The organism is Streptomyces sp. MNU89, assembly GCF_020982505.1.
Lineage (GTDB): Bacteria > Actinomycetota > Actinomycetes > Streptomycetales > Streptomycetaceae > Streptomyces > Streptomyces xinghaiensis.
In genome coordinates this window covers 3,967,770-3,988,329 of sequence record NZ_JAJKLL010000001.1, presented here as the reverse complement: position 1 = coordinate 3,988,329, position 20,560 = coordinate 3,967,770, and the positions used below count along the sequence as shown (strand labels likewise).

The 20,560-nt window shown below is 73.0% G+C and carries 16 protein-coding genes and 4 tRNA genes; 7 read left to right on the top strand and 13 right to left on the bottom strand.

The genetic code is table 11. The features are described 5' to 3' along the window. Positions 1–76 precede the first annotated feature (76 nt). The 3 genes from E4N63_RS17215 to E4N63_RS17205 all read left to right on the top strand — a co-directional run bounded on the left by E4N63_RS17215 (position 77) and on the right by E4N63_RS17205 (position 369). Positions 77–149 (top strand) — tRNA-Glu (locus E4N63_RS17215). A 51-nt stretch (positions 150–200) separates the two neighbouring features. Continuing rightward, a tRNA-Asp gene (locus tag E4N63_RS17210) sits at positions 201–275 on the top strand. A gap of 20 nt (positions 276–295) precedes the next feature. After that, positions 296–369: transfer RNA gene (locus E4N63_RS17205), tRNA-Phe, on the top strand. A gap of 106 nt (positions 370–475) precedes the next feature. Here E4N63_RS17205 and E4N63_RS17200 read toward each other — a convergent pair. The 6 genes from E4N63_RS17200 to E4N63_RS17175 form a co-directional block, all read right to left on the bottom strand. Beyond that, positions 476–787 carry a DUF6234 family protein gene (locus tag E4N63_RS17200; protein ID WP_228429457.1) on the bottom strand — a complete coding sequence of 104 codons (312 nt, stop codon included), beginning with the start codon at positions 785–787 and terminating at the stop codon, positions 476–478. 264 nt (positions 788–1,051) lie between these two features. Beyond that, entirely contained in the window at positions 1,052–1,633 is a 582-nt protein-coding gene (locus E4N63_RS17195; RefSeq protein ID WP_230241092.1) for a DUF1349 domain-containing protein, read from the bottom strand. Between the two features lie 216 nt (positions 1,634–1,849). Beyond that, positions 1,850–2,746, bottom strand: coding sequence for a cytochrome c biogenesis CcdA family protein (locus tag E4N63_RS17190; RefSeq protein WP_230241091.1), 897 nt, complete (start codon positions 2,744–2,746; stop codon positions 1,850–1,852). Further along, the gene (locus E4N63_RS17185) at positions 2,743–3,534 is read right to left on the bottom strand and encodes a DsbA family protein (protein ID WP_125623013.1); all 792 of its coding nucleotides are present in this window, start codon (positions 3,532–3,534) and stop codon (positions 2,743–2,745) included. Before E4N63_RS17185 ends, E4N63_RS17190 begins: the two co-directional genes overlap by 4 nt. Positions 3,535–3,832: 298 nt before the next feature. Further along, positions 3,833–4,417: a hypothetical protein gene (locus E4N63_RS17180; RefSeq protein WP_230241090.1), complete on the bottom strand. Its 585-nt coding sequence runs from the start codon at positions 4,415–4,417 to the stop codon at positions 3,833–3,835. A 156-nt stretch (positions 4,418–4,573) separates the two neighbouring features. Next, on the bottom strand, positions 4,574–5,092 hold the full coding sequence (locus E4N63_RS17175; RefSeq protein ID WP_125623012.1) for a hypothetical protein: 519 nt from the start codon (positions 5,090–5,092) through the stop codon (positions 4,574–4,576). 461 nt (positions 5,093–5,553) lie between these two features. Here E4N63_RS17175 and hrpA point away from each other — a divergent pair, with 461 nt between their 5' ends. Together hrpA and E4N63_RS17165 are read left to right on the top strand one after the other, a co-directional pair. After that, positions 5,554–9,615 carry an ATP-dependent RNA helicase HrpA gene (hrpA, locus tag E4N63_RS17170; RefSeq protein WP_230241089.1) on the top strand — a complete coding sequence of 1,354 codons (4,062 nt, stop codon included), beginning with the start codon at positions 5,554–5,556 and terminating at the stop codon, positions 9,613–9,615. 91 nt (positions 9,616–9,706) lie between these two features. Continuing rightward, a tRNA-Asp gene (locus tag E4N63_RS17165) sits at positions 9,707–9,781 on the top strand. Between the two features lie 1,212 nt (positions 9,782–10,993). Here the strand turns inward: E4N63_RS17165 and bldC are convergent. Next, positions 10,994–11,200: a developmental transcriptional regulator BldC gene (bldC, locus tag E4N63_RS17160; RefSeq protein ID WP_003949541.1), complete on the bottom strand. Its 207-nt coding sequence runs from the start codon at positions 11,198–11,200 to the stop codon at positions 10,994–10,996. A 646-nt stretch (positions 11,201–11,846) separates the two neighbouring features. Continuing rightward, positions 11,847–12,701, bottom strand: coding sequence for a hypothetical protein (locus E4N63_RS17155; protein WP_125625458.1), 855 nt, complete (start codon positions 12,699–12,701; stop codon positions 11,847–11,849). A 323-nt stretch (positions 12,702–13,024) separates the two neighbouring features. Between E4N63_RS17155 and E4N63_RS17150 the strand changes: the two genes are divergently transcribed. Both E4N63_RS17150 and E4N63_RS17145 read left to right on the top strand, forming a co-directional pair. Beyond that, positions 13,025–14,140, top strand: a complete 1,116-nt coding sequence (locus tag E4N63_RS17150; RefSeq protein WP_125625457.1) for a Glu/Leu/Phe/Val dehydrogenase dimerization domain-containing protein — start codon at positions 13,025–13,027, stop codon at positions 14,138–14,140. 299 nt (positions 14,141–14,439) lie between these two features. Next, a complete protein-coding gene (locus tag E4N63_RS17145; protein ID WP_019707171.1) occupies positions 14,440–14,697 on the top strand; it encodes a DUF3073 domain-containing protein in 258 nt (85 codons plus the stop codon). A 179-nt stretch (positions 14,698–14,876) separates the two neighbouring features. Here E4N63_RS17145 and purM read toward each other — a convergent pair whose 3' ends face one another. The 5 genes from purM to E4N63_RS17120 all read right to left on the bottom strand — a co-directional run bounded on the left by purM (position 14,877) and on the right by E4N63_RS17120 (position 20,541). Continuing rightward, positions 14,877–15,968, bottom strand: coding sequence for a phosphoribosylformylglycinamidine cyclo-ligase (purM, locus tag E4N63_RS17140; protein WP_230241088.1), 1,092 nt, complete (start codon positions 15,966–15,968; stop codon positions 14,877–14,879). A 107-nt stretch (positions 15,969–16,075) separates the two neighbouring features. Further along, on the bottom strand, positions 16,076–17,635 hold the full coding sequence (purF, locus tag E4N63_RS17135) for an amidophosphoribosyltransferase (protein ID WP_125625455.1): 1,560 nt from the start codon (positions 17,633–17,635) through the stop codon (positions 16,076–16,078). 444 nt (positions 17,636–18,079) lie between these two features. Beyond that, complete coding sequence (locus tag E4N63_RS17130) at positions 18,080–18,922, bottom strand: sterol carrier family protein (protein ID WP_125625454.1); 843 nt, start codon at positions 18,920–18,922, stop codon at positions 18,080–18,082. Between the two features lie 64 nt (positions 18,923–18,986). After that, entirely contained in the window at positions 18,987–19,892 is a 906-nt protein-coding gene (locus E4N63_RS17125; RefSeq protein ID WP_230241087.1) for a M23 family metallopeptidase, read from the bottom strand. A 139-nt stretch (positions 19,893–20,031) separates the two neighbouring features. Further along, entirely contained in the window at positions 20,032–20,541 is a 510-nt protein-coding gene (locus E4N63_RS17120; RefSeq protein ID WP_230242521.1) for a helix-turn-helix transcriptional regulator, read from the bottom strand. Positions 20,542–20,560 lie beyond the last annotated feature (19 nt).

The window sequence follows — 20,560 nt, the reverse complement described above, 5'->3', positions numbered from 1 at the left end:
TGGCGATCCCTCCCCGCATCCCATATGCTTCTCACGTCCCCGACGGTGCCGGAAGGCGCTGCAGGCGGGCCATTCAGCCCTCATCGTCTAGTGGCCCAGGACGCCGCCCTTTCAAGGCGGTAGCACGGGTTCGAATCCCGTTGGGGGCACGCATCACCATGTGCGAGACTGGAGAACGTCGCCGGTGCTCGCACGAGCTTGGTCCTGTGGAGCAGTTTGGAGTGCTCGCCACCCTGTCAAGGTGGAGGCCGCGGGTTCAAATCCCGTCAGGACCGCTGCAACCGCGAGGTTGCGTGGCTGGGTAGCTCAGTTGGTACGAGCGTCCGCCTGAAAAGCGGAAGGTCGCCGGTTCGACCCCGGCCCCAGCCACCGCCGCCCACCAGGGCAAAGCCCCCGCCGAGATCATTCGGCGGGGGCTTCTTCGTGCCGATTCGGCAGCGGGGCGTGCGCGAGGGAGCTCCCGGCCCGGCAGCCCCTACTCAGCGGCTGAGAGGAGGGCCAGCAGCCCCGCTCCGGCTCCCAGGACCACCAGTTGCACGATGCCGGGAATGCGCCACCGCAGGCGCAGGAGGCCACCGCCCGTGACGACCGCGCCGCCGGCCAGGATCCACACCCCCCGCAACGCTTCCCCGGGCGCGTCGGGCGGGTTGCCGGGGTCGTAGCCATCAGCCCATCCCGCCATGCCGTAGCGGAACAGCAGCCAGGCGATGACCATCAGGTCGATGACGAGTAGCGCCATGCTCACCCCGACCTGACGGCCGGTTGACGGCTCACTCCCGCTCCCCATCCCCACCACCGCTTCGCCCGCGAGTGACAGTCTTCGGTCGCATGCCGTCCAGCATGCTGCCGTGGCGGGCACCGCACATGAGTACGGCTACTCAGGCACGCGGCCGCTCAGTGGCGAGGCCGATGGCAAGGACACCGCAGGGCGACGGCGACGTCAGCGGGGCCCCGGCGGATACCAGGTCATCCGGCGGGGCCCTGTGCGGTGACCACTGTGCCCTCGGGCCTCGCCGACGGTGCAGGAACGGGGCAGGGGGACGACCCGGGCCTACTCCGCCCCGTGCAGGTCCGGGTCCGCCGGGCTCGTGGTGTAACCGGTGAACCGGACCCTCAGCCCTTCGCGCTCCGGTGAGCAGCAGAACGGGCCCGCCGTCGCCTCCGCGTCCGGGGGCAGGGGCACCAGCCGGAACATCCGCCACGGGCCGTCGGCGCACCGGGCCCGCAGCGTCAGGGCGTCGCCGGCGCGGCTGGCACGGACGGTGACCGGCCTGCCCGCCCACTCCGGCACCGGCGACTGCGACCAGTCCGAGAACTCGCGCGTCACGACGGCGCCCAGATGCGGGGCGCCGTCCGTGTACTCGATCCCCGCCTTGACCCAGTTCGCCTCGTCGACGCGGACCATCAATCCCGCTTGGTCGTACAGGTGTGTGAAGTCGGCCTCGAATGTCACTTCGACCGCGCCGCCCTGCGGGAAGGCGGTCAGCAGGGCGTGTCCGTCGTCGCGCACATAGCCGTAGCTCGTGCGGCGCCAGAAGTCGCTGCGGGCCCCCGTGGTCACGACGAGCGCGCCCGTGTCGTCCGGGGCCGCCTGCGGCGGGTGGTTCAGCCACCGCGCTTCGTCCCATGCCACGTTTCGGTGCTGTGTGTCCGCCACCGTCTCTCCTTGTGTCTGCCGGCTGCCCCGCCGTGCGTCATCCTGTCGGATGCGCCGGGTCCCGGCCAGGGATCCGGGCGGGCGGTGCGGGCCGGGAGTCCCGTGGGCGACCCGCGGGGCCGGTCCCGCGGAGGGAGCTCCCTCCGCGGGACCGGTCGCGCAGCGGTGTCCGTCAGCGGCGGCAGCGGCCCGTCAGCGCGGGTCGTCGGCGGGCGCCTTCCGGGACGGGCCGAGGGCGCTTCCGCCCCTCCGGCCGGATCGTCCTTCCCTTCCCGCCGCGCCCCGCCGTACGGCGAGCAGCGCGATGCCCGCGCCCGCCGCGCCCAGCAGGCCGAGCAGGACCTGGTCCGGTACGGCCGCGCCCACCCGCTGGGCCCACCGTTCCGCCTCGAACGAGCCGTCCACGCCGAGCAGTCCGGGCAGGGCCGTCGTCCCGTCGAAGGCCAGGAACATCGTGCCGAGGGCGATGAAGAACAGCCCGGAGAGAAGGGACGTGGTGTGCAGCTCCAGCCGGCCGACGCGGACGGTACGCCCGCGCAGCCAGCCCTTCCGTCCCAGTTCGAAGCGCTCCCAGAGCAGGGCCAGGACGAACAGCGGTACGGCCATGCCCAGCGCGTACGCCGCCAGCAGCACGCCCCCGTAGACCGGACTGCCGCTCACCGCGGCGACCGTCAGCACACTGCCGAGGATCGGGCCCGCGCAGAAGCCCGCGAGACCGTAGACCGTGCCGAGGGCGTAGACCTTCGCGGCGCTCGTCGGGCGGATGCGGCCGGACGCCTCCTGCAGGCGGCGCGAGGCGAAGCCCAGCCCGAGGATCTGCGCCACGCCCAGCGCGATGATCAGCCAGCCGCTGAGAGCGACGAGCAGATCGCGGTGGCCGTAGAACAGCCGCCCCGCGTACGAGCCGCCGACGCCGAGCGGCACCAGGGTCGTCGCCAGGCCCAGGTAGAAGATGCCGGTGCGGGCGACGAGGCGTGAGGTGCTGTCGATCGAGTAGGCGAAGAACGCGGGCAGCAGCAGTGCGCTGCACGGGCTGAGCAGGGCCAGCAGTCCGCCCAGGAAGGCGGCGAGGTAGCCGATGTCGGTCACTTGTCCGAGCCCTCGGCCGCCTCCGCCTGCTGCGCCGCCGCCTCGATGGCCTCGGCGAAGACCTCCGTCGGCTGCGCCCCGGCGATCGGCTTGCCGTTGACCAGGAAGGACGGCGTGCTGGTGGCGCCGATGCCGTACGCCTCCTCCTGGTCCTTCTCCACCGCCTGCTTCGCCGCGTAGCTCTCCATGTCGGTGTGGAAGCGGTCCATGTTCTTGACGCCGGCCTTCTCGGCGATCGCGTCGAGGCGCTCCTTCGAATACCCCTTCTTCATGTTGTCCTCCTCCGAGAACGCCACCTCGTGGAACTCCCAGAAGCGGCCCTGCTGCCCGGCCGCCCAGCTCGCGTAGGCGGCCTGTGCGGAGTCCTCGCCGAAGACCACGAGGTTGCGCCACTCGATGCGCAGCACGCCCTTGTCGACGTACTCCTTCACCAGTTCGGGCTCGGTGTCACGGGCGAACTTGCCGCAGAAGGGGCACTTGAAGTCGGCGTACTCGATCAGGACGACGGGGGCGTCCGCGCGGCCCATCGCCAGCTTGTCGTCCTTGTCGCGGCGGGCGAGCTCCGCGAGCCGGGCATAGGTGTCGGCGTTGGGGTCGGCCGAGCCCTCCCCGGGCGTCTCGACCGTCACGGCCGGGGAGTCGCCGGACGAGCCGCCGCCCGTCGCGAAGGCCGAGAGGACGCCGAGCACCAGGGCGGCGACCAGCACCAGGGCGCCGATCGCGATGCCGCGGTTCCTGCGGGTGGCCGGGGAGGGGCCGGAGGTGGGGTTGTCGCCGTTCGTGGGCATGGAGGTCTCTCCTGGGGAGCGGCGCGGGGCCGGCACAGGTCGGTGCGGTCCGCGCGTGTACGTGAAGACGGATGGACGGATGGGGAGTTGAGGTGGGCGGCGGAGGCCGGCCCGTTGCGGGCGGGCGCAGCCGGAAGGGGCACGGCGCCGGACACCGGCAGGACGCCGACCGAACGCCGACCGGGCGCTGACCCGGCGGAAGGCTCGGGCCGCGCACAGCACGCGTCTCTGCCGCACCGTGCGCCGTGCGTACCGGCCCAAGGAGCCCCATGGAGCCCCGGGAAGCCCCGCGTGCCGGTCAGCCGCGGCGTGTGTCGCGCGCGTCCGGTGCGGCCGACGGGCCCCGGGCGCCGGACACGGCCGCCGCGGGGGCGGCTCCCGGCAGCGCCCCGCAGGCGACCTCGCCCGCCAGCCGCTGCGCGGTCGCCACGGCCAGCAGCACCACCGAGGCGACCGCCAGCACCGGCTGGACCGGCGCCCAGACCGTCATCGCGCCGGAGGTTCCGAGCAGCAGCAGGACGACCTTGTTGCACACCGGGCAGCCCACGGCCAGGAACGACAGCAGTCCGCCCGCCGTGCCCAGCCGGCGGCGCCGGCGCTCCGGCCCGTCCGGTTCCGGCGGTTCGGTCCGGCGTTCGGCGCCGATCCGTACGTAGGTCGCGAGCAGCAGCCCGCCCAGGACGGCGGTGGCGGCGAGCACCGGGTAGGCCCACCAGGTGGTCGGCACGGTCCGGCCGAAGACCGGGTTCGGGATGACGGCGGTGGGCAGGCCGGCCGCCAGCGCGGTCAGTACGGCCGCGGCCAGGGCGGCGCCCCAGCGGGCGGGTGGCCAAAGGGCGGGGGCGCGCAGCGCCAGCCGCACGGTGGTTCGAGGGTCCTTCACGTCTGCTCCTGTCCGGGGACGGCGGATGCCGGGGCGCGGAGACCGGTGCGGAAGCCGTGCGCGCGACGCGCGGCGGACGACGCCCTGTCCGCGCACCGCGAGAACGGCGGCAGACCCTGCGCGGTGGCGCTACGGGCCGGCACCGGTCCGCGGCATCTACACGCGCAGCAGGACGGAGAGCGTCACAGGAGTGGCGGGGCCGCCCGTCGGACCGCGTACGGCGGGCAGCCCGCGGACCGCCTCGGACGCGTCGCCCTCGGCGTACGCCGGCCGCGCGCCGAGGGCGGGGCACTGGTCATGGGCGGAGGCGGCGGTCGCCGGCACGGCGGCGCCGGTTCCCCTGTCCTGCGGACGCTTGCAGTTCGAGGAGCCGTCGTCGTCCGCCGACCACGTCGGCGCTGCCTCGGCCGGGCCGGTGGTTCCGGGGCCGGCGAAGGCCCGCCCGGACGGCTGTCCGGCCTCGGGCTCGGCGTCCGCCGGTTCCTCGGCCGGTACGGGACTCCGGTCCGCCACCGGGAAGCCCTGTGCCATCGCCGCGGTTCCGCCACCGCCGGGCGCGGCGGCGGGTGCCGCCCGGCCCGGCAGGCACAGCAGCGCCGCCAGAACGGCCATCAGCGCACCGGTGACCGCGCCGGCCGCGAGGCGGCGGCGGTGCGCGGCGTTGCTGCTGATCACTGCGGGGCCTTCCGGAGGAGTGGACTCCACGCATCGTAACCGCCGGCTCGGCACGCCGGGACGGGCCGGGCCCGCCCGATCCGGACCCGGCGACCGGCACCACCGGCCGGGACTCCGGCACGAGACGGCTCGCGCCCGCCGGGGGGGCCTGCCCGGGCGCGGGTACGACGGGCACGGGCACGGCGAACGGACGGGATCGAGAACCGGGACGAGGACGGGCACAGCGTGAGCCGGGCAACGGGCACCCCCCGGGCCGGGTTCGGGCACGGCACCCACCCGCACGTCACCCCGGCCCTGCCCGCGTCACCCCGGCACCCCGCGCGACGCCCGCTTCACCGAGCCGGCGCCCCCGGCTCCCCACCCCGGCTCTCCGCCGCCGCCCCCACCGCCCGCGGGACTTCCGGCAGCACCGCGTAACTCGTTCGCCAGTCGCTTCCGCGAGGTGAGATCCTGGGTTCGGTATGTCTACTTCCTCTCCCCCCGCTTTCGCCGCCCTCCAGGCCCGGCTGCCCGAGCTGATGCTGCGTGACGAGCACCGGCTGGGGCGGCGCCTCGACGGTGCCCGCCGCATCCGCAAGCCCGAGGCCCGGCAGGCGGTGCTGGACGAGATCGCCGCCGAGATGGAGCAGGCCGAGGCGCGCGTGGCGCGGCGGCGCGCGGGCGTGCCGGCCGTGACGTATCCGGAAGCCCTGCCGGTCAGCCAGAAGAAGGACGCGATCCTGGCGGCGATCCGCGATCACCAGGTGGTGATCGTCGCGGGCGAGACCGGCTCCGGCAAGACCACCCAGATCCCCAAGATCTGCCTGGAGCTGGGCCGCGGGGTCCGCGGCCTGATCGGGCACACCCAGCCGCGCCGTATCGCGGCCCGCACGGTGGCCGAGCGGGTGGCCGAGGAGCTGAACACACCGCTGGGCGAGGCGGTCGGCTGGAAGGTCCGGTTCACGGACCAGGTGAGCCCCGCCACGCACGTCAAGCTGATGACGGACGGCATCCTGCTCGCCGAGATCCAGACGGACCGGGAGCTGCGCCAGTACGACACGATCATCATCGACGAGGCACACGAACGCAGCCTCAACATCGACTTCATCCTGGGTTATCTCGCCCAGCTGCTGCCGAAGCGTCCCGACCTCAAGGTGGTCATCACCTCCGCGACGATCGATCCGGAGCGCTTCGCCCGCCACTTCCGCACCCCCGTCCCCGGTGGCGCGGCGGACGCCGGCGACGGCGACGATGACGGCCGGGGCGCCGCCCCCATCGTGGAGGTGTCCGGCCGTACCTACCCCGTCGAGGTGCGGTACCGCCCGCTCCTGGAGGAGGGGTCCGAGGAGAGCGACCGCGACCAGGTCACCGCCATCTGCGAGGCCGTCGACGAACTGCAGGCCGAGGGCCCCGGCGACATCCTCGTCTTCCTCTCCGGCGAGCGGGAGATCCGCGACACGGCGGACGCCCTGGGCAAGCGGAGCCTCCGCTCCACCGAGATCCTGCCGCTCTACGCCCGCCTCTCGCACGCCGAGCAGCACCGGGTGTTCCAGCGGCACGCCGGCCGCCGCGTCGTCCTGGCCACGAACGTCGCCGAGACCTCGCTGACCGTCCCCGGTATCCGCTACGTCATCGACCCGGGCACGGCCCGTATCTCCCGTTACAGCCACCGCACCAAGGTGCAGCGGCTGCCGATCGAACGGATCTCGCAGGCCAGCGCCAACCAGCGCAAGGGCCGCTGCGGCCGGACGGCCGACGGCATCTGCATCCGGCTCTACTCGGAGGACGACTTCCTCTCCCGCCCGGAGTTCACGGACGCCGAGATCCTCCGCACCAACCTCGCTTCCGTCATCCTCCAGATGACCGCGGCCGGGCTCGGCGACATCGAGCGTTTCCCGTTCATCGACCCGCCGGACCGCCGCAACATCAAGGACGGCGTGCAACTCCTGGAGGAGCTGGGCGCCTTCTCCACCGGCCAGCAGGGTGCCGCCGGCTCGGCGCGGGACGCGGGTAAGCGGCTCACGCAGACCGGCCGCAAGCTCTCCCAGCTGCCGGTCGACCCGCGGCTGGCCCGGATGGTCCTCGAAGCCGACCGGAACGGTTGCGTCCGCGAGGTCATGGTGATCGCGGCGGCCCTCTCCATCCAGGACCCGCGCGAACGCCCGGCCGAGAAGCAGCAGCAGGCGGACCAGCAGCACGCCCGCTTCCGCGACGAGACCTCCGACTTCCTCGCCTTCCTCAACCTCTGGCGTTATGTGCGCGAGCGGCAGAAGGAGCTGTCCTCCTCCGCGTTCCGCCGGATGTGCCGCAACGAGTTCCTGAACTACCTGCGGATACGGGAGTGGCAGGACATCTACACCCAGCTCCGGCAGGTGGCCCGGAGCATGGGCATCCACACCGGCGCCGCGGACGAGCCCGCCGCGCCCGCCGACCGGGTCCACACCTCGCTGCTCGCCGGTCTCCTCTCGCACATCGGGCTCAAGGACACCGAGGCGAAGAACGAGTATCTGGGCGCGCGGAGCGCCAAGTTCGCGGTCTTCCCCGGCTCCGCGCTCTTCAAGAAGCCGCCGCGCTGGATCATGTCGGCCGAGCTGGTGGAGACGTCCCGGCTGTGGGCGCGGGTCAACGCAAAAATCGAGCCGGAGTGGGTCGAGCCGCTCGCGCAGCATCTGGTGAAGCGCAACTACAGCGAACCGCACTGGGAGCAGAAGCAGGCGGCGGTGATGGCGTACGAGCGGGTGACCCTCTACGGGGTCCCGATCGTCGCCCAGCGGAAGGTCAACTACGGGCGCATCGACCCCGAGACCTCGCGGGAGCTGTTCATCCGTCATGCCCTGGTCGAGGGCGACTGGCGGACGCACCATCAGTTCTTCCACGACAACCGGAAGCTGCTGAGCGAGGTCGAGGAGCTGGAACACCGCGCCCGCCGCCGCGACATCCTCGTGGACGACGAGACGCTCTTCGACTTCTACGACCAGCGGCTGCCCGACGATGTCGTCTCCGGAGCGCACTTCGACTCCTGGTGGAAGAAGAAGCGCCGCGAGGAACCGGAACTGCTCGACTTCGAGAAGTCGATGCTCATCAACGAGCGCGCCGAGGGCATCTCCAAGGACGACTACCCGGACACCTGGCGGCAGGGCAAGCTCAAGTTCCGCGTGACGTACCAGTTCGAGCCGGGCGCCGACGCGGACGGTGTCACCGTCCACGTTCCGCTCCAGGTGCTCAACCAGGTCACCGCCGAGGGCTTCGACTGGCAGATCCCGGGGCTGCGCGAGGAGCTGGTCACCGAGCTGATCCGCTCCCTCCCCAAGCCCGTACGCCGTAACTACGTACCGGCGCCCAACTACGCCCAGCGCTTCCTGGCCGCCGCCATCCCGGGGCAGGAGCCGCTGACGGCCGCCCTCGGCCGGGAACTCCAGCGGATGGTGGGCGTCCGGATCGACCCGGAGGACTGGGACCTCGCCAAGGTGCCGGACCACCTCAAGATCACCTTCCGGGTGGTGGACGAGCGCCGCCGCAAGGTCGCCGAGGACAAGGACATCGAGGCGCTCAAGCTGCGCCTCAAGCCGAAGACCCAGGCGGCGATCACCAAGGCCTTCGACCAGTCCTTCGAGGCACCCGCGTCCGGTGAACGCCCCGAGGGGGCACCGGCCGGCCCGGTCCAGCGCACCGGGCTCACCTCCTGGACGCTGGGCACCCTGCCGCGCACCTTCGAGACCCGGCGGGCCGGACAGCCCGTCAAGGCGTACCCCGCGCTGGTGGACGAGGGCGACTCGGTCGCCGTACGGCTCTTCGACACCGAGTGGGAGCAGACGGAGGCCATGTGGCGGGGCACCCGCCGGCTGATCCTGCTCGGCATCCCGGTCAACCCCGCGAAGTTCGCCCAGAACCAGCTCTCCAACCAGCAGAAGCTGGCGCTTTCCCGCAATCCGCACGGCAGCGTCCAGGCCCTCTTCGACGACTGCGTGACAGCCGCCGCCGACCGCCTCATCGCCGCCCGCGGGGGCCCCGCCTGGGACGAGGAGAGCTTCCGCAAGCTCTACGACGCCGTACGGGCCGACCTCGTGGACGCCACGATGGACGCCGTCCGCAAGGTCCGCGAGGTGCTGGCCGCCTGGCACGCCTGCGAGCAGCGGCTGCGGTCCACCACGTCCCCGGCGCTCCTCACCTCGGTGGCGGACGTCAAGCAGCAGTTGGCCGGACTGATCAAACCGGGCTTCGTCACGGAGCACGGGGTCGGACGGCTGCCGGACCTCATGCGCTACCTGGTGGCGGCCGACCGCCGCCTGCAGCAGATGCCCGCCCACGCCGAGCGGGACCGGACCCGGATGGCGAAGGTCCACGAAATGCAGGACGAGTACGCCTGGCTGCTGGAGCAGTTCCCGCCGGGCCGCCCGGTGCCGCCGGAGGCGCGGAAGATCCGCTGGATGATCGAGGAACTGCGGGTCAGCTACTTCGCCCATGCGCTGGGCACGGCGTATCCGGTCTCCGACAAGCGCATCGTGAAGGCCGTCGACGCGGCCGCGCCCTCCACCGCGCGCTGACCTCCGGCACGGCCAGGCTCCAGTTCGACTGGGTGCCTGACCTGCTGTAGAGTCTGCCTTCGCAGCGCAACGGAAGACAGCGCGGCAGCAAGGTCCTGTGGAGCAGTTTGGAGTGCTCGCCACCCTGTCAAGGTGGAGGCCGCGGGTTCAAATCCCGTCAGGACCGCACGGATTGGGAGGGCCCGCACCCTGCGAGGGTGCGGGCCCTCCTCCATTCCCGAGCCACCCCACGGCGGAGGCCGCGCCCGCGGCGACAGCCGCGGACCAGCACAGCAAATCCCGTCAGGACCGCACGGATTGGAAGGGCCCGTCCCCAGGGGACGTGCCCTTCCCCGTTCCCGAGCCACCACACGGGGCAGTCCGCGCCCGCGGTGAACGCCTGCCGCCCGCCGCTCACCCGGGTGGTGTAGCCGCCGGTAACTCAGCAAATCCCCTCAGGACCGCACACCGGGCTTCACGCGGGCCTTCAGCGGCCTCACACGCCCCTCTCGCCCCTCTGACCACTCCGGGGCCCGACCGTCTCCGTACGGGCCGCTCTCCGCGCCGCACATCCGCGCGTGTGGCCGGTCCCCGGCGTGGCGGCATCAACTCGGCCGGAACGGCCACAGGTTGGCCGACATGCGCCTGCCCGGCCGGAACTCGGGCCGCGCCGTCTTGACGGTGCCGGGCGCAGGGGGATACCCAAGCGGGGGAGACGGGGCGGCCCATGGAGGGACGGGACCGCAGAGGGCCCGTGGCGAGTCGCCGCCCAGCCGCCGTCCGCGAGGCTCCGGCAGAGGCGCGGGTGCCGCCCCCCGGCCCGCCGCCGACCGGTACGGCGCGGCACCCGGGCTCGGCACCCGGGCTCAACCGGTCCGTCCACGCCGTACCGCCCCGCGCCGGCCTGCCGCTGAGCAGCGGCGGGAAGACTCAATTCCCACTACCGCAAGCCAGTTGGGACGGGCAAGGATGCCGGACTGTGACGGGTGTCACTGAATGAGTTTTTCCACCAGGGGAACTCGGACACCGCTCACGGGCCGTCGATTTAATATGTGCAATTGCACCTACCTCACGGGACTGCGCGAAGGCTTCCCGGGGACCGTCCGAAGGGGCATCCGGAGCCCAACACGGACGCGCAGAACCGATCGCCCGCCACCCCCGCGAGAGCTCGGGACGAAGCCTCCCCGTACCCGCCTCCACCCCTCCGCGACCGCGGGTCCGGACGCCCGCCCCGCACAAACGAAAGATCGCGCTGGACCCGGCGGAGTCCAGCGCGATCGACGACGCGCCCTCAGGAACAAGGGACCGGAGCCTGAAGGGGCAGGCTCCTGTCGTGGGGTGGGGTGTGGGCTCGAACCGGACCGTGGGGGACCCGGAAATGCCCGGTTATGCAGGTGTTTCAGGCCTCGCTGCGCTGCTGCGGGATGCCCGCCAGCAGTGCGCGGACCTCCGCTTCGCGGTAGCGCCGATGCCCTCCGAGCGTGCGGATGGACGTGAGCTTGCCGGCCTTGGCCCAGCGCGTGACCGTCTTCGGGTCCACGCGGAACATCGTGGCGACCTCAGCCGGGGTCAGCAGCGGCTCGGCATCAGGGGTGCGAGCGGTCATGAGCGGCCTCCTCGGGAGAACCGAACCATCACGGTTCTTTCCTCTAAATTCTGCACCTTGACCCGCGTTGCCCGAAATGGCAGACGCGGGCCGAGTCGGTTATAGGACGAACGGCTTGTCCTCGGCACTACAACTACACCATCTGTCCAGCCGCGTCGGCCAAACCGATGGAATTGCCCTCCGAGGTGTCCAAGCTCGACGGATCCCGATGGACCGGCCCAGAACGGACAGTTACCCGCTCGTGACGATCAGTCACACCGTGATCAGTGACCACCAGCCCCACCAAGGAGCGCATAACAGAGCCATCCGCCCATACATGGACGGAAGGAGCCCTTGCGGGACTCCTTGTCCCATTTTGGCACGCAGGTGGGGGAAAAGAGCAAGGCCCTGATTAGTGCTCTCCGTCACGCTTGCACCAATGGCCCGGATCGGGCACTACGCCCGGGATGCCTCGCCCGCGCCGGTGAGGTCTCGATCAGCCGTACGGCCGGAAAGTGCCCGAGCTCCCGGCCCGTTCGCGCCGTTCGTCCCGGAACGCCGCGGAATGCGCCGGACGGCCGGCCCGACGCCCCGCGGGCACCGGCCCGGACCGCCGCGGGACCGGCCCGCCGGAGCGGAACGGGAACGCCCCGGCGGCGCCCGGGTGTCAGCTGGCGAACTCCCGTTCCCGGACCTCGCGCCAGCGCTCCACGAGCCGCTGGTACACCTCCCCGGCCCGCACGCCGTCCCCCGCGCGCAGCGCCTCCAGCCCCTCGGTGACGTCGGCGGCCGAGCGGTCCCCGGCCAGCCAGTCGTCCGTCAGGGCGTGCACCAGACCCCCGTAGTCCAGCTCGACCAGCGAGCGGGGGTGAAACTCCTCCAGCCAACGACCCACATCCTCCAGGCCGTCGATCAACGGACTCTCGTTCAACGCCTCACGCAGAACTCTAAGCCCACGCGCCACGCGCCGTCTCGCCTCGACCATCGGGGTGCGGTAGCGGAGCACCGGCCCCTCGGCCTTCTCCCCCTCGCCCGACCGCTGGACGTACTCCCGCTCCCCCTCCGTGAAGAGCGCGAACCACCGCACCGGCACATGCCAGGTCGCGGTCCGGATCCACGGCCGGGCGTCCGGATTGCGCTCCCGCCAGCGCTCGTGGTCGTCCGCCGCCTGCCGGCGCACCACCTGCGGCAGGGCCGCGTCCAGGACCGGGGCGGGCAGCAGCTCGGGGAGCGCCTCCAGCGCCTCCCAGCCGCGCAGCCGGGTCCGCCAGGGGCAGACGCAGGTGACGCCGTCCACGACCGCCACGAAGGCGTCCCCGCTCTCGTGCACCGGCACCGCGACCGGCGGGGTGGGCAGCAGGTCCACCAGCGAGCGGCGCAGCTCGTCCTGCGCGGTCGGGGGGTCGGCGCGCCCGGCGTAGCGGTACCAGTGCGAGCGCTCCGGCTCGGGAAACGCCGCCAGTGGCTCGTACACCCGCAGATACGCGGCGTACGGCACGAACAGCGATGACGCCAGCCCCACCCGTTCACTCCCGTCCACAAGCCCGGATCCGCCCGCGGGAGGGTCCGGAGCGTCCATGTCCGTTCCGCGTCAGAGCCTACGGACCCGGGGGCCGCCGCGGTCACGGTGCCCCGGAACGCCGGCGCACCACCCGGGGCGTCACCGGCGCGTCACCGGCGCACGACGGGCGCACCGTCGCGGCGGCTCCGGCAGCCCGCTCCGGTCCCCGCCCCGGTCCTCCGCCACGGCACTGGTGATCGGAGCCGGTTGAGGTTCTACTCTGTGCCTCACCGGCCCTCCCCACCCACAGGAGGGCACCCTTCGCGACTCCGGGAGTCACCACCGTGACCGACGCGTCCCACCCCACCGCCGCCGGCGACCTCGGCGCCCTCTCCACCCTCTTCCGCTCCGAGCAGGGCGGCCACGAGCGGGTCCTGCTCTGCCAGGACCGCGAGAGCGGCCTCAAGGCCGTGATCGCCCTCCACTCGACCGCCCTGGGCCCGGCCCTCGGCGGTACCCGCTTCCATGCCTACGCCTCCGACGAGGAGGCCGTGCTCGACGCCCTGAACCTCGCCCGCGGCATGTCGTACAAGAACGCCCTCGCCGGGCTGCCGCACGGCGGCGGCAAGGCCGTGATCATCGGCAGCCCCGCCCCGGTCTCCGAGGGCGGGCTGAAGAGCGAGGCGCTGCTCCGCGCGTACGGCCGCTTCGTCGCCTCCCTGGACGGCCGTTACGTCACGGCCTGTGACGTCGGCACCTATGTCGCCGACATGGACGTCGTCGCCCGCGAGTGCCGGTGGACCACCGGCCGCTCCCCGGAGAACGGCGGCGCCGGCGACTCCTCCGTCCTCACCGCCTTCGGCGTCTTCCAGGGCATGCGGGCCAGCGCTCAGGCGCTGTGGGGCGAGCCCAGCCTGCGCGGCCGGACCGTCGGCGTGGCAGGGGTCGGCAAGGTCGGCCACCACCTGGTGGACCACCTGGTGGAGGACGGTGCCCGGGTCGTCGTCACCGATGTGCGGCCGGAGAGCGTGGAGCGGGTGCGCGCCCGGCACCCGGGGGTGGTGGCCGTGCCCGACACGGAGTCCCTGATCCGCGCCGACCTGGACGTCTACGCCCCCTGCGCCCTCGGCGGTGCCCTGAACGACGAGACGGTGCCCGCGCTGACCGCGCGCGTGGTCTGCGGCGCGGCCAACAACCAGCTCGCCCACCCGGGTGTCGAGAAGGACCTCGCCGGCCTCGGCATCCTGTACGCGCCCGACTACGTCGTCAACGCCGGTGGCGTGATCCAGGTCGCCGACGAGCTGCTCGGTTTTGATTTCGACCGGGCGAAGGCCAAGGCGGCGCAGATTTTCGACACGACGCTGGCCATATTCGACCGCGCCAGGACCGACGGCGTCCCGCCCGCCGTCGCCGCCGACCGGATCGCCGAGCAGCGCATGGCGGAGGCCCGCACGGCCTGACGGCGCTCACCCGGGCACACACGCCGGTGGCCCGCCGGCGGGAGGCGACGAGAGAAGACTCACCACCCGTCGGCGGGTCGATCCGGAAGACTCGGTAAAATCGAGGCTGACCAGCGAGGACGATCCTCCTTGCGGACCCCGCCGCGGGGCGCGTCCTGCGGGCGACGTACCGTATGGCGGCGGAAGCAGGTACCGTTGAAGTCCTACGGGACGGCCTCTTCACGGAGAGTCCGCTCCGGATCATGAACGCGTGTCAAGACTCTGGGGCCGTCGAGCCCCGCAATCGAGGGGGTCGAGCCATGGGGCGCGGCCGGGCCAAGGCCAAGCAGACGAAGGTCGCCCGCCAGCTGAAGTACAACAGCGGTGGGACTGACCTCTCACGGCTGGCCGACGAGCTGGGCGCATCGACGACGAAACAGCCGCCGAACGGCGAGCGCTTCGCGGACGATGAGCCGGACGACGACCCGTACGCACAGTACGCGGAGCTGTACAACGACGACGAGGACGAGGACGAGGAGGCGCAAGCCTCCGACCATTCCTCACGCCGCCGCGCCTGACGCCGCGGCGTCCGCGTCCCCGGCACGCACACAACAGACCCGGTCCGAGGGCCCGCCCCCGGACCGGGTTCTGTGCTGTCCTCCGGCGTCGCCCGCCTCGCGGTACCGGCCATCATCACGACCGGTACCGCGAGGTGTTGCGCCGTTCCGGGGCGACCGTGCATACCGGGTACCGCCCGTCACACGGCGTAGTCGCCGGTCAGGGCCACCGCCTCGGCGTGCTCGCCGCTCTCCCCGCGGTCGGTGATCTCCCCGCAGATCCAGGCGTCCACGCCGCGGTCGGCCAGCGTGGCCAGGGCGGCGTCGGCTCCTTCCGGCGCCACCACCGCGATCATGCCGACGCCCATGTTGAGCGTCTTCTCCAGCTCGTTGCGCTCGACCGATCCGGCCGAGCCGACCAGGCCGAAGACCGGGGCCGGGGTCCAGGTGGCGCGGTCCACGGTGGCGTGCAGGCCGTCCGGGATCACTCGGGCGAGGTTGTTGGCGAGGCCGCCGCCGGTGATGTGCGAGAAGGCGTGCACCTCGGTGGTGCGGGTGAGCGCCAGGCAGTCCAGCGAGTAGATCCGGGTCGGCTCCAGCAGTTCCTCGCCGAGGGTCCGGCCGAACTCGGGGATCTCGCGGTCCAGCGCGTAGCCCGCCCCGTCGAAGAGCACATGGCGGACGAGCGAGTACCCGTTCGAGTGCAGACCGGACGAGGCCATGGCGATCACCGCGTCACCCGCGCGGATCCGTTCGGCGCCCAGCAGGCGGTCGGCCTCGACCACGCCCGTGCCGGCCCCGGCGACGTCGAAGTCGTCCGGCTCCAGCAGCCCCGGGTGCTCCGCGGTCTCCCCGCCGACGAGCGCGCAGCCCGCCAGCACGCAGCCCTCGGCGATGCCCTTGACGATGGCCGCCACCCGCTCCGGGCGGACCTTGCCGACGGCGATGTAGTCGGTCATGAACAGCGGCTCGGCACCGCACACCACCAGGTCGTCCACGACCATGCCGACCAGGTCGCGGCCGATCGTGTCGTACACGCCCATGCGGCGGGCGATGTCGACCTTGGTGCCGACGCCGTCCGTGGCGGACGCCAGCAGCGGGCGCTCGTAGCGCTTGAGGACGGAGGCGTCGAAGAGCCCGGCGAAGCCGCCGAGACCGCCCACGACCTCGGGGCGGGTGGCCTTCTTCACCCACTGCTTCATCAGCTCGACCGCGCGGTCGCCCGCCTCGATGTCGACGCCCGCCGTCTTGTAGGACGCCGTCGGACGGCCGGCAGCGGTGCTCTCGGACATGACGCCTCAGTCTTTCGTCGCTCGGTGGCTGGGGCTCGGGCTTGGGGCTCGGGCCGGGGCTCGGTGGACAAGCGCCCCGGTACGGGCGGGGCGGCGGAACGGCCGGACTACGGGCGGCGCAGGGCGTCCGCGCCGCCGACCCCCGCGGTCGGCGAGACCAGGCCGTCCGCGTCGGTGCGGCCGGGCTCCGCCGTCTCGGACTCCAGCAGGTGCTTGCCCAGCAGCTCCGGGTCCGGCAGGTCCATCGGGTACTCGCCGTCGAAGCAGGCCCGGCAGAGCTCGTTCTTCGGGATCGTCGTCGCCTCGACCATCGAGTCGATCGAGATGTACGCGAGCGAGTCGGCGCCCAGGGACTTGCCGATCTCCTCGACGGACAGCCCGTTGGCGATCAGCTCGGCCCGGGTGGCGAAGTCGATGCCGAAGAAGCACGGCCACTTGATCGGCGGGGAGGAGATCCGGACGTGGATCTCGGCGGCGCCCGCCTCGCGGAGCATCCGGACCAGGGCGCGCTGGGTGTTGCCGCGGACGATCGAGTCGTCGACGACCACCAGCCGCTTGCCGCGGATGACTTCCTTGAGCGGGTTGAGCTTGAGCCGGATGCCGAGCTGGCGGATGGTCTGGCTCGGCTGGATGAAGGTCCGGCCCACATAGCTGTTCTTGACCAGCCCGGAACCGTACGGGATGCCGCTGGCCTCGGCGTAGCCCACGGCGGCCGGGGTGCCGGACTCGGGTGTGGGTATCACCAGGTCCGCCTCGGCGGGGGCCTCGGCGGCCAGCCTGCGGCCCATCTCCACCCGGGAGAGGTAGACGTTGCGGCCGGCGATGTCGGTGTCGGGACGCGCGAGGTAGACGTACTCGAAGACGCAGCCGCGGGGGCGGGCCTCGGTGAAGCGGGAGGAGCGCAGCCCGTTCTCGTCGACGGCGATCATCTCGCCGGGCTCGATCTCGCGGATGAAGCTCGCGCCGCAGATGTCGAGGGCGGCGGTCTCGCTCGCCACGACCCAGCCGCGTTCCAGCCGGCCGAGGACCAGCGGGCGGACGCCCTGCGGGTCACGGGCCGCGTAGAGGGTGTGCTCGTCCATGAAGACGAGGGAGAAGGCGCCCTGGACCTTGGGCAGCACGATCGGCGCCGCCTGTTCGACGGTCAGCGGCTTGCCGTCCTCGTCGACCTGGCCGGCCAGCAGCGCGGTGACGAGGTCGGTGTCGTTGGTGGCGGCGACCTGGGAGGCGCGGCCGTTCTCCCGGGGCAGCTCGGAGACCATCGCGGCCAGCTCGTGGCTGTTGACGAGATTGCCGTTGTGGCCGAGCGCGATGGAGCCGTGCGCGGTGGCACGGAACGTCGGCTGCGCGTTCTCCCACACCGAGGCACCGGTGGTGGAGTAGCGGGCGTGGCCCACGGCGATGTGGCCCCGGAGGGAGCCGAGCGAGGTCTCGTCGAAGACCTGGGAGACCAGGCCCATGTCCTTGAAGACGAGGATCTGGGAGCCGTTGCTCACAGCGATGCCCGCGGACTCCTGTCCACGGTGCTGCAGCGCGTACAGCCCGAAATAGGTGAGTTTGGCGACCTCTTCTCCCGGGGCCCAGACACCGAAGACGCCGCAGGCGTCCTGGGGGCCTTTCTCCCCGGGAAGGAGATCGTGGCTGAGTCGTCCGTCACCACGTGGCACGTCACCGAGTCTAGGACAGGTTGCGGGTTCGTCCGAACCGGGGATTCCGGCGCAAGGGCTTTCCCGGACAGGACGGAAGCGGGGAGGGCTCGGCCGGGCCGCCGTTCTCCGCTGCTCCGGGGCGGGGAGCGTGCGGAGGCCGGCACATCGGCGGAGTCCCTGGTGGGAGAGGTGTACGAGCGCCCGGGCCGGGTGCGGACGGGCTCCGCACGGCCGGACGGGGACCGCTCGGGCCCGCCCGCCGGCGGGCCCCGCGGCCCGGTTCACCGTGGCCGGGAGCGGTGTCGAAGGTCACGGTCCGCCGGAGCCCGCGTCCCCTGCCGGGGGGAGGCACCGCGTGCGGCCGCGGGGGTGCCACCGGACGGCGGTGAGGCCGCCCCCGGCACAGCGGGGAGACCCGGCCGGAGGGTGCGGAGGCGGGCCCGGAGCGGCGGCGCGGGCCGGTCAGCCCAGGACCGGGAGCAGCCCGGAGAGATCCGCGCGCTCGCCGCTCGCGGAGACCTCGGCCGCGTCCAGCGCCTCGGCCCAGGGCCTGCGGCCGGTGGCCAGCCGGATCCAGGTCAGCGGGTTGGTCTCGACGACGTTGGGCGGGGTGCCCCGGGTGTGCCGGGGTCCCTCGACGCACTGCACGACCGCGAACGGCGGGATGCGCACCTCGACGGACCCGCCCGGCGCCTTCGCGGCGAGCGCGTCGGCGGTGAGCCGGACCACCGCGGCCAGCGCCTGCCGGTCGTGGGAGACGGCCGTGCCGGTGGCGGCCGTCAGGTCGTCACCGTGCACCACCGCCTCCAGCAGCCGGGTGACCAGGAAGTCGTCGACGGTCATCACCCCGAAGAGGGTGCGGACCGTGCTGCGGGCGTCCGTCTCCGCGACCGTCCCGGCCAGCCGGGCCGCCGCGGTGTCGAACCGGTCCAGTACGGCCGCGCCGGTGCCGGGCAGGGCGGCGGCCTCCCGCACCGCCGTCTCCGCGACCCCGGCGGCCAGGTCCTTCCCGTCCGACCCGAACCGGGCGAGGTAGCCCTGGAGGTCCAGGTCCGGCTTGGCCGGTCCCGGCTCCTCGGCCAGCCGGCGCGGGAGGAAGTCCAGGCAGACGGCGATGTGCACCACCAGGTCCCGGACCGTCCAGCCCGGCAGCCCGGACGGGGCCTCCAGCAGTTCGGGGGCGTCCGGAGCCGCGCAGAGGACGCGGACGGCCTCCCGTACGGCCCGTACCTCGGCGTCCAGCGCCGCACGGGTCCGGGCGGGGTCGTAGCTGCGGGGGCGTGGCTTGCGCGCTCGCGAGGTCATACGGGCGAGCCTAGAGCCCGGCGCGGGGGCCCCGCCCGGAGGCCGTTCGGATCCGGACCATCCGTCACGCCCCTCTCCGGCCTGCCCCGGACGCGCCCTTCGCCGCGCCGCCCCCGCCGCCTCCGCCGCCCCGCGGTCCCGGAACCGTGAAGACCTCGCCGTTCGCCGGCACACCTGTGCCGCGCCAGTGGAACGGGATGCCCCGGGCCTCCAGGGGGTCGGGGCGGTCCATCAGCTGGAAATGCAGATGCGGCTCGGTCGAGTTGCCGCTGTTGCCGGTCCCGGCCAGCCGCTGCCCGGCGCTCACCCGGTCCCCCTCGCGGACGGCCGCCGACCGGCGGCGCAGATGGGCGTAGAGGGCGTAGGTGCCGTCCCCCAGGTCGAGCACCACGTGGTTGCCGACGACGGCGGCCGGGGTGCCGCAGCCGCGGACCATGGCCTCGGCGAAGAAGTACAGCAGAGCGGGCCAGGAGGTGCGGCTGAGATGGTCGCGGCGCCCATCCCGGACCCGCACCACGGTGCCGTCGGCGACGGCCAGTACCGGCTCCCCGAAAGCGGGGAACTCCTGGTTCCGGCGGACGACGGGCCACCAGCCGAACCCCGGCCGGGCCGGCTCCCCGGGCTCCGCCTCCCGCACGAGGTCGATGGCGTGGGACTGCCCGTAGACGCGGGTGCCGTGGCTGGGCACCTTGTCCGCCGGGCTGTTGAGCGCCCGCCACCGCCCGGAGACCGGCGGCTCCACCTCGGCGGCCGGGGGTTCCCCCGGGTTCTCCCGCCGCTCGGCCCGGGGCCGTCGCTGCGAGCGGGCGGGAAGGAACTCGGCCGCGAGGCCGAACGCCAGGACCAGCCCGATGACCCACAGGGGGACGTCGCGGACGGCGTCGAGCCACACCAGGTCGAGCACGATGAGGAGCGCCAGCAGACCGTAGTAGTACGGCCGCACCTGCTTGAGCGCGTGGATCAAGGACATCGCCGGTTCCCCCTGCGGTGTGTCGGTTCGGTTCACGTGTCGTGCGGACAGCGGTCCCGTGCGGACAGCGGCACCGGCACGGATGCCGGTGCGGGCGGCGTCCCCGGCGTGCTCGGCGCCCGGCCGGACCGGGCCGTGGTCAGTGCCCGGCTGCGGCGAGCGCGACGAGCAGCGGGACCACCCGGCCGGCCGGGACCTCGTATCCCGCACGGCCCGACGACCGCAGCCATCCGGCGGCGGTCAGCTGCCGCAGATGGTGGTAGACCTGCCCGGTCGTGCCGACCTCCGCCAGCTCGGTCAGCTCCGCCGCCGTACGGCGGCCGCCGAGTATCTCCCGGAGCAGCCGCAGCCGCACGGGGCGTCCCAGCGCGGCGAACGCCTCGGCGGCGTCCTCCCACGAGTCCGCCAGCAGCTGTTCCGTGGGCAGTCCGTACTGCCACTCGTACTGCTCACCGGTGGGCAGCCGGACGGACCCGGTGAACAGCACGCCACCGCTCTCCGCTCCGGACTCCGGCAGCCGGGCTTTGAGCCCGTCCAGCGCCCAGAAGTCCGGGCGCTCGGTGACGGCCGGCCGGTCCTTCCGGCCCTCCGTCCCCTCCAGCTCGGCCAGCCGCCGCTCCAGCGCGGTGACCCGCTCCTCCAGTGCCATGGCTTCTCCGCCTTCCACG

Excerpts from the sequence above, each read along its gene's own strand:
- E4N63_RS17200 (WP_228429457.1), bottom strand. The coding sequence starts at position 787 with ATGGGGAGCGGGAGTGAGCCGTCAACCGGCCGTCAGGTCGGGGTGAGC.
- E4N63_RS17185 (WP_125623013.1), bottom strand. The coding sequence starts at position 3,534 with ATGCCCACGAACGGCGACAACCCCACCTCCGGCCCCTCCCCGGCCACC.
- hrpA (WP_230241089.1), top strand. The coding sequence starts at position 5,554 with ATGTCTACTTCCTCTCCCCCCGCTTTCGCCGCCCTCCAGGCCCGGCTG.
- bldC (WP_003949541.1), bottom strand. The coding sequence starts at position 11,200 with ATGACCGCTCGCACCCCTGATGCCGAGCCGCTGCTGACCCCGGCTGAG.
- E4N63_RS17145 (WP_019707171.1), top strand. The coding sequence starts at position 14,440 with ATGGGGCGCGGCCGGGCCAAGGCCAAGCAGACGAAGGTCGCCCGCCAG.
- purM (WP_230241088.1), bottom strand. The coding sequence starts at position 15,968 with ATGTCCGAGAGCACCGCTGCCGGCCGTCCGACGGCGTCCTACAAGACG.
- E4N63_RS17130 (WP_125625454.1), bottom strand. The coding sequence starts at position 18,922 with ATGACCTCGCGAGCGCGCAAGCCACGCCCCCGCAGCTACGACCCCGCC.
- E4N63_RS17125 (WP_230241087.1), bottom strand. The coding sequence starts at position 19,892 with ATGTCCTTGATCCACGCGCTCAAGCAGGTGCGGCCGTACTACTACGGT.
- E4N63_RS17120 (WP_230242521.1), bottom strand. The coding sequence starts at position 20,541 with ATGGCACTGGAGGAGCGGGTCACCGCGCTGGAGCGGCGGCTGGCCGAG.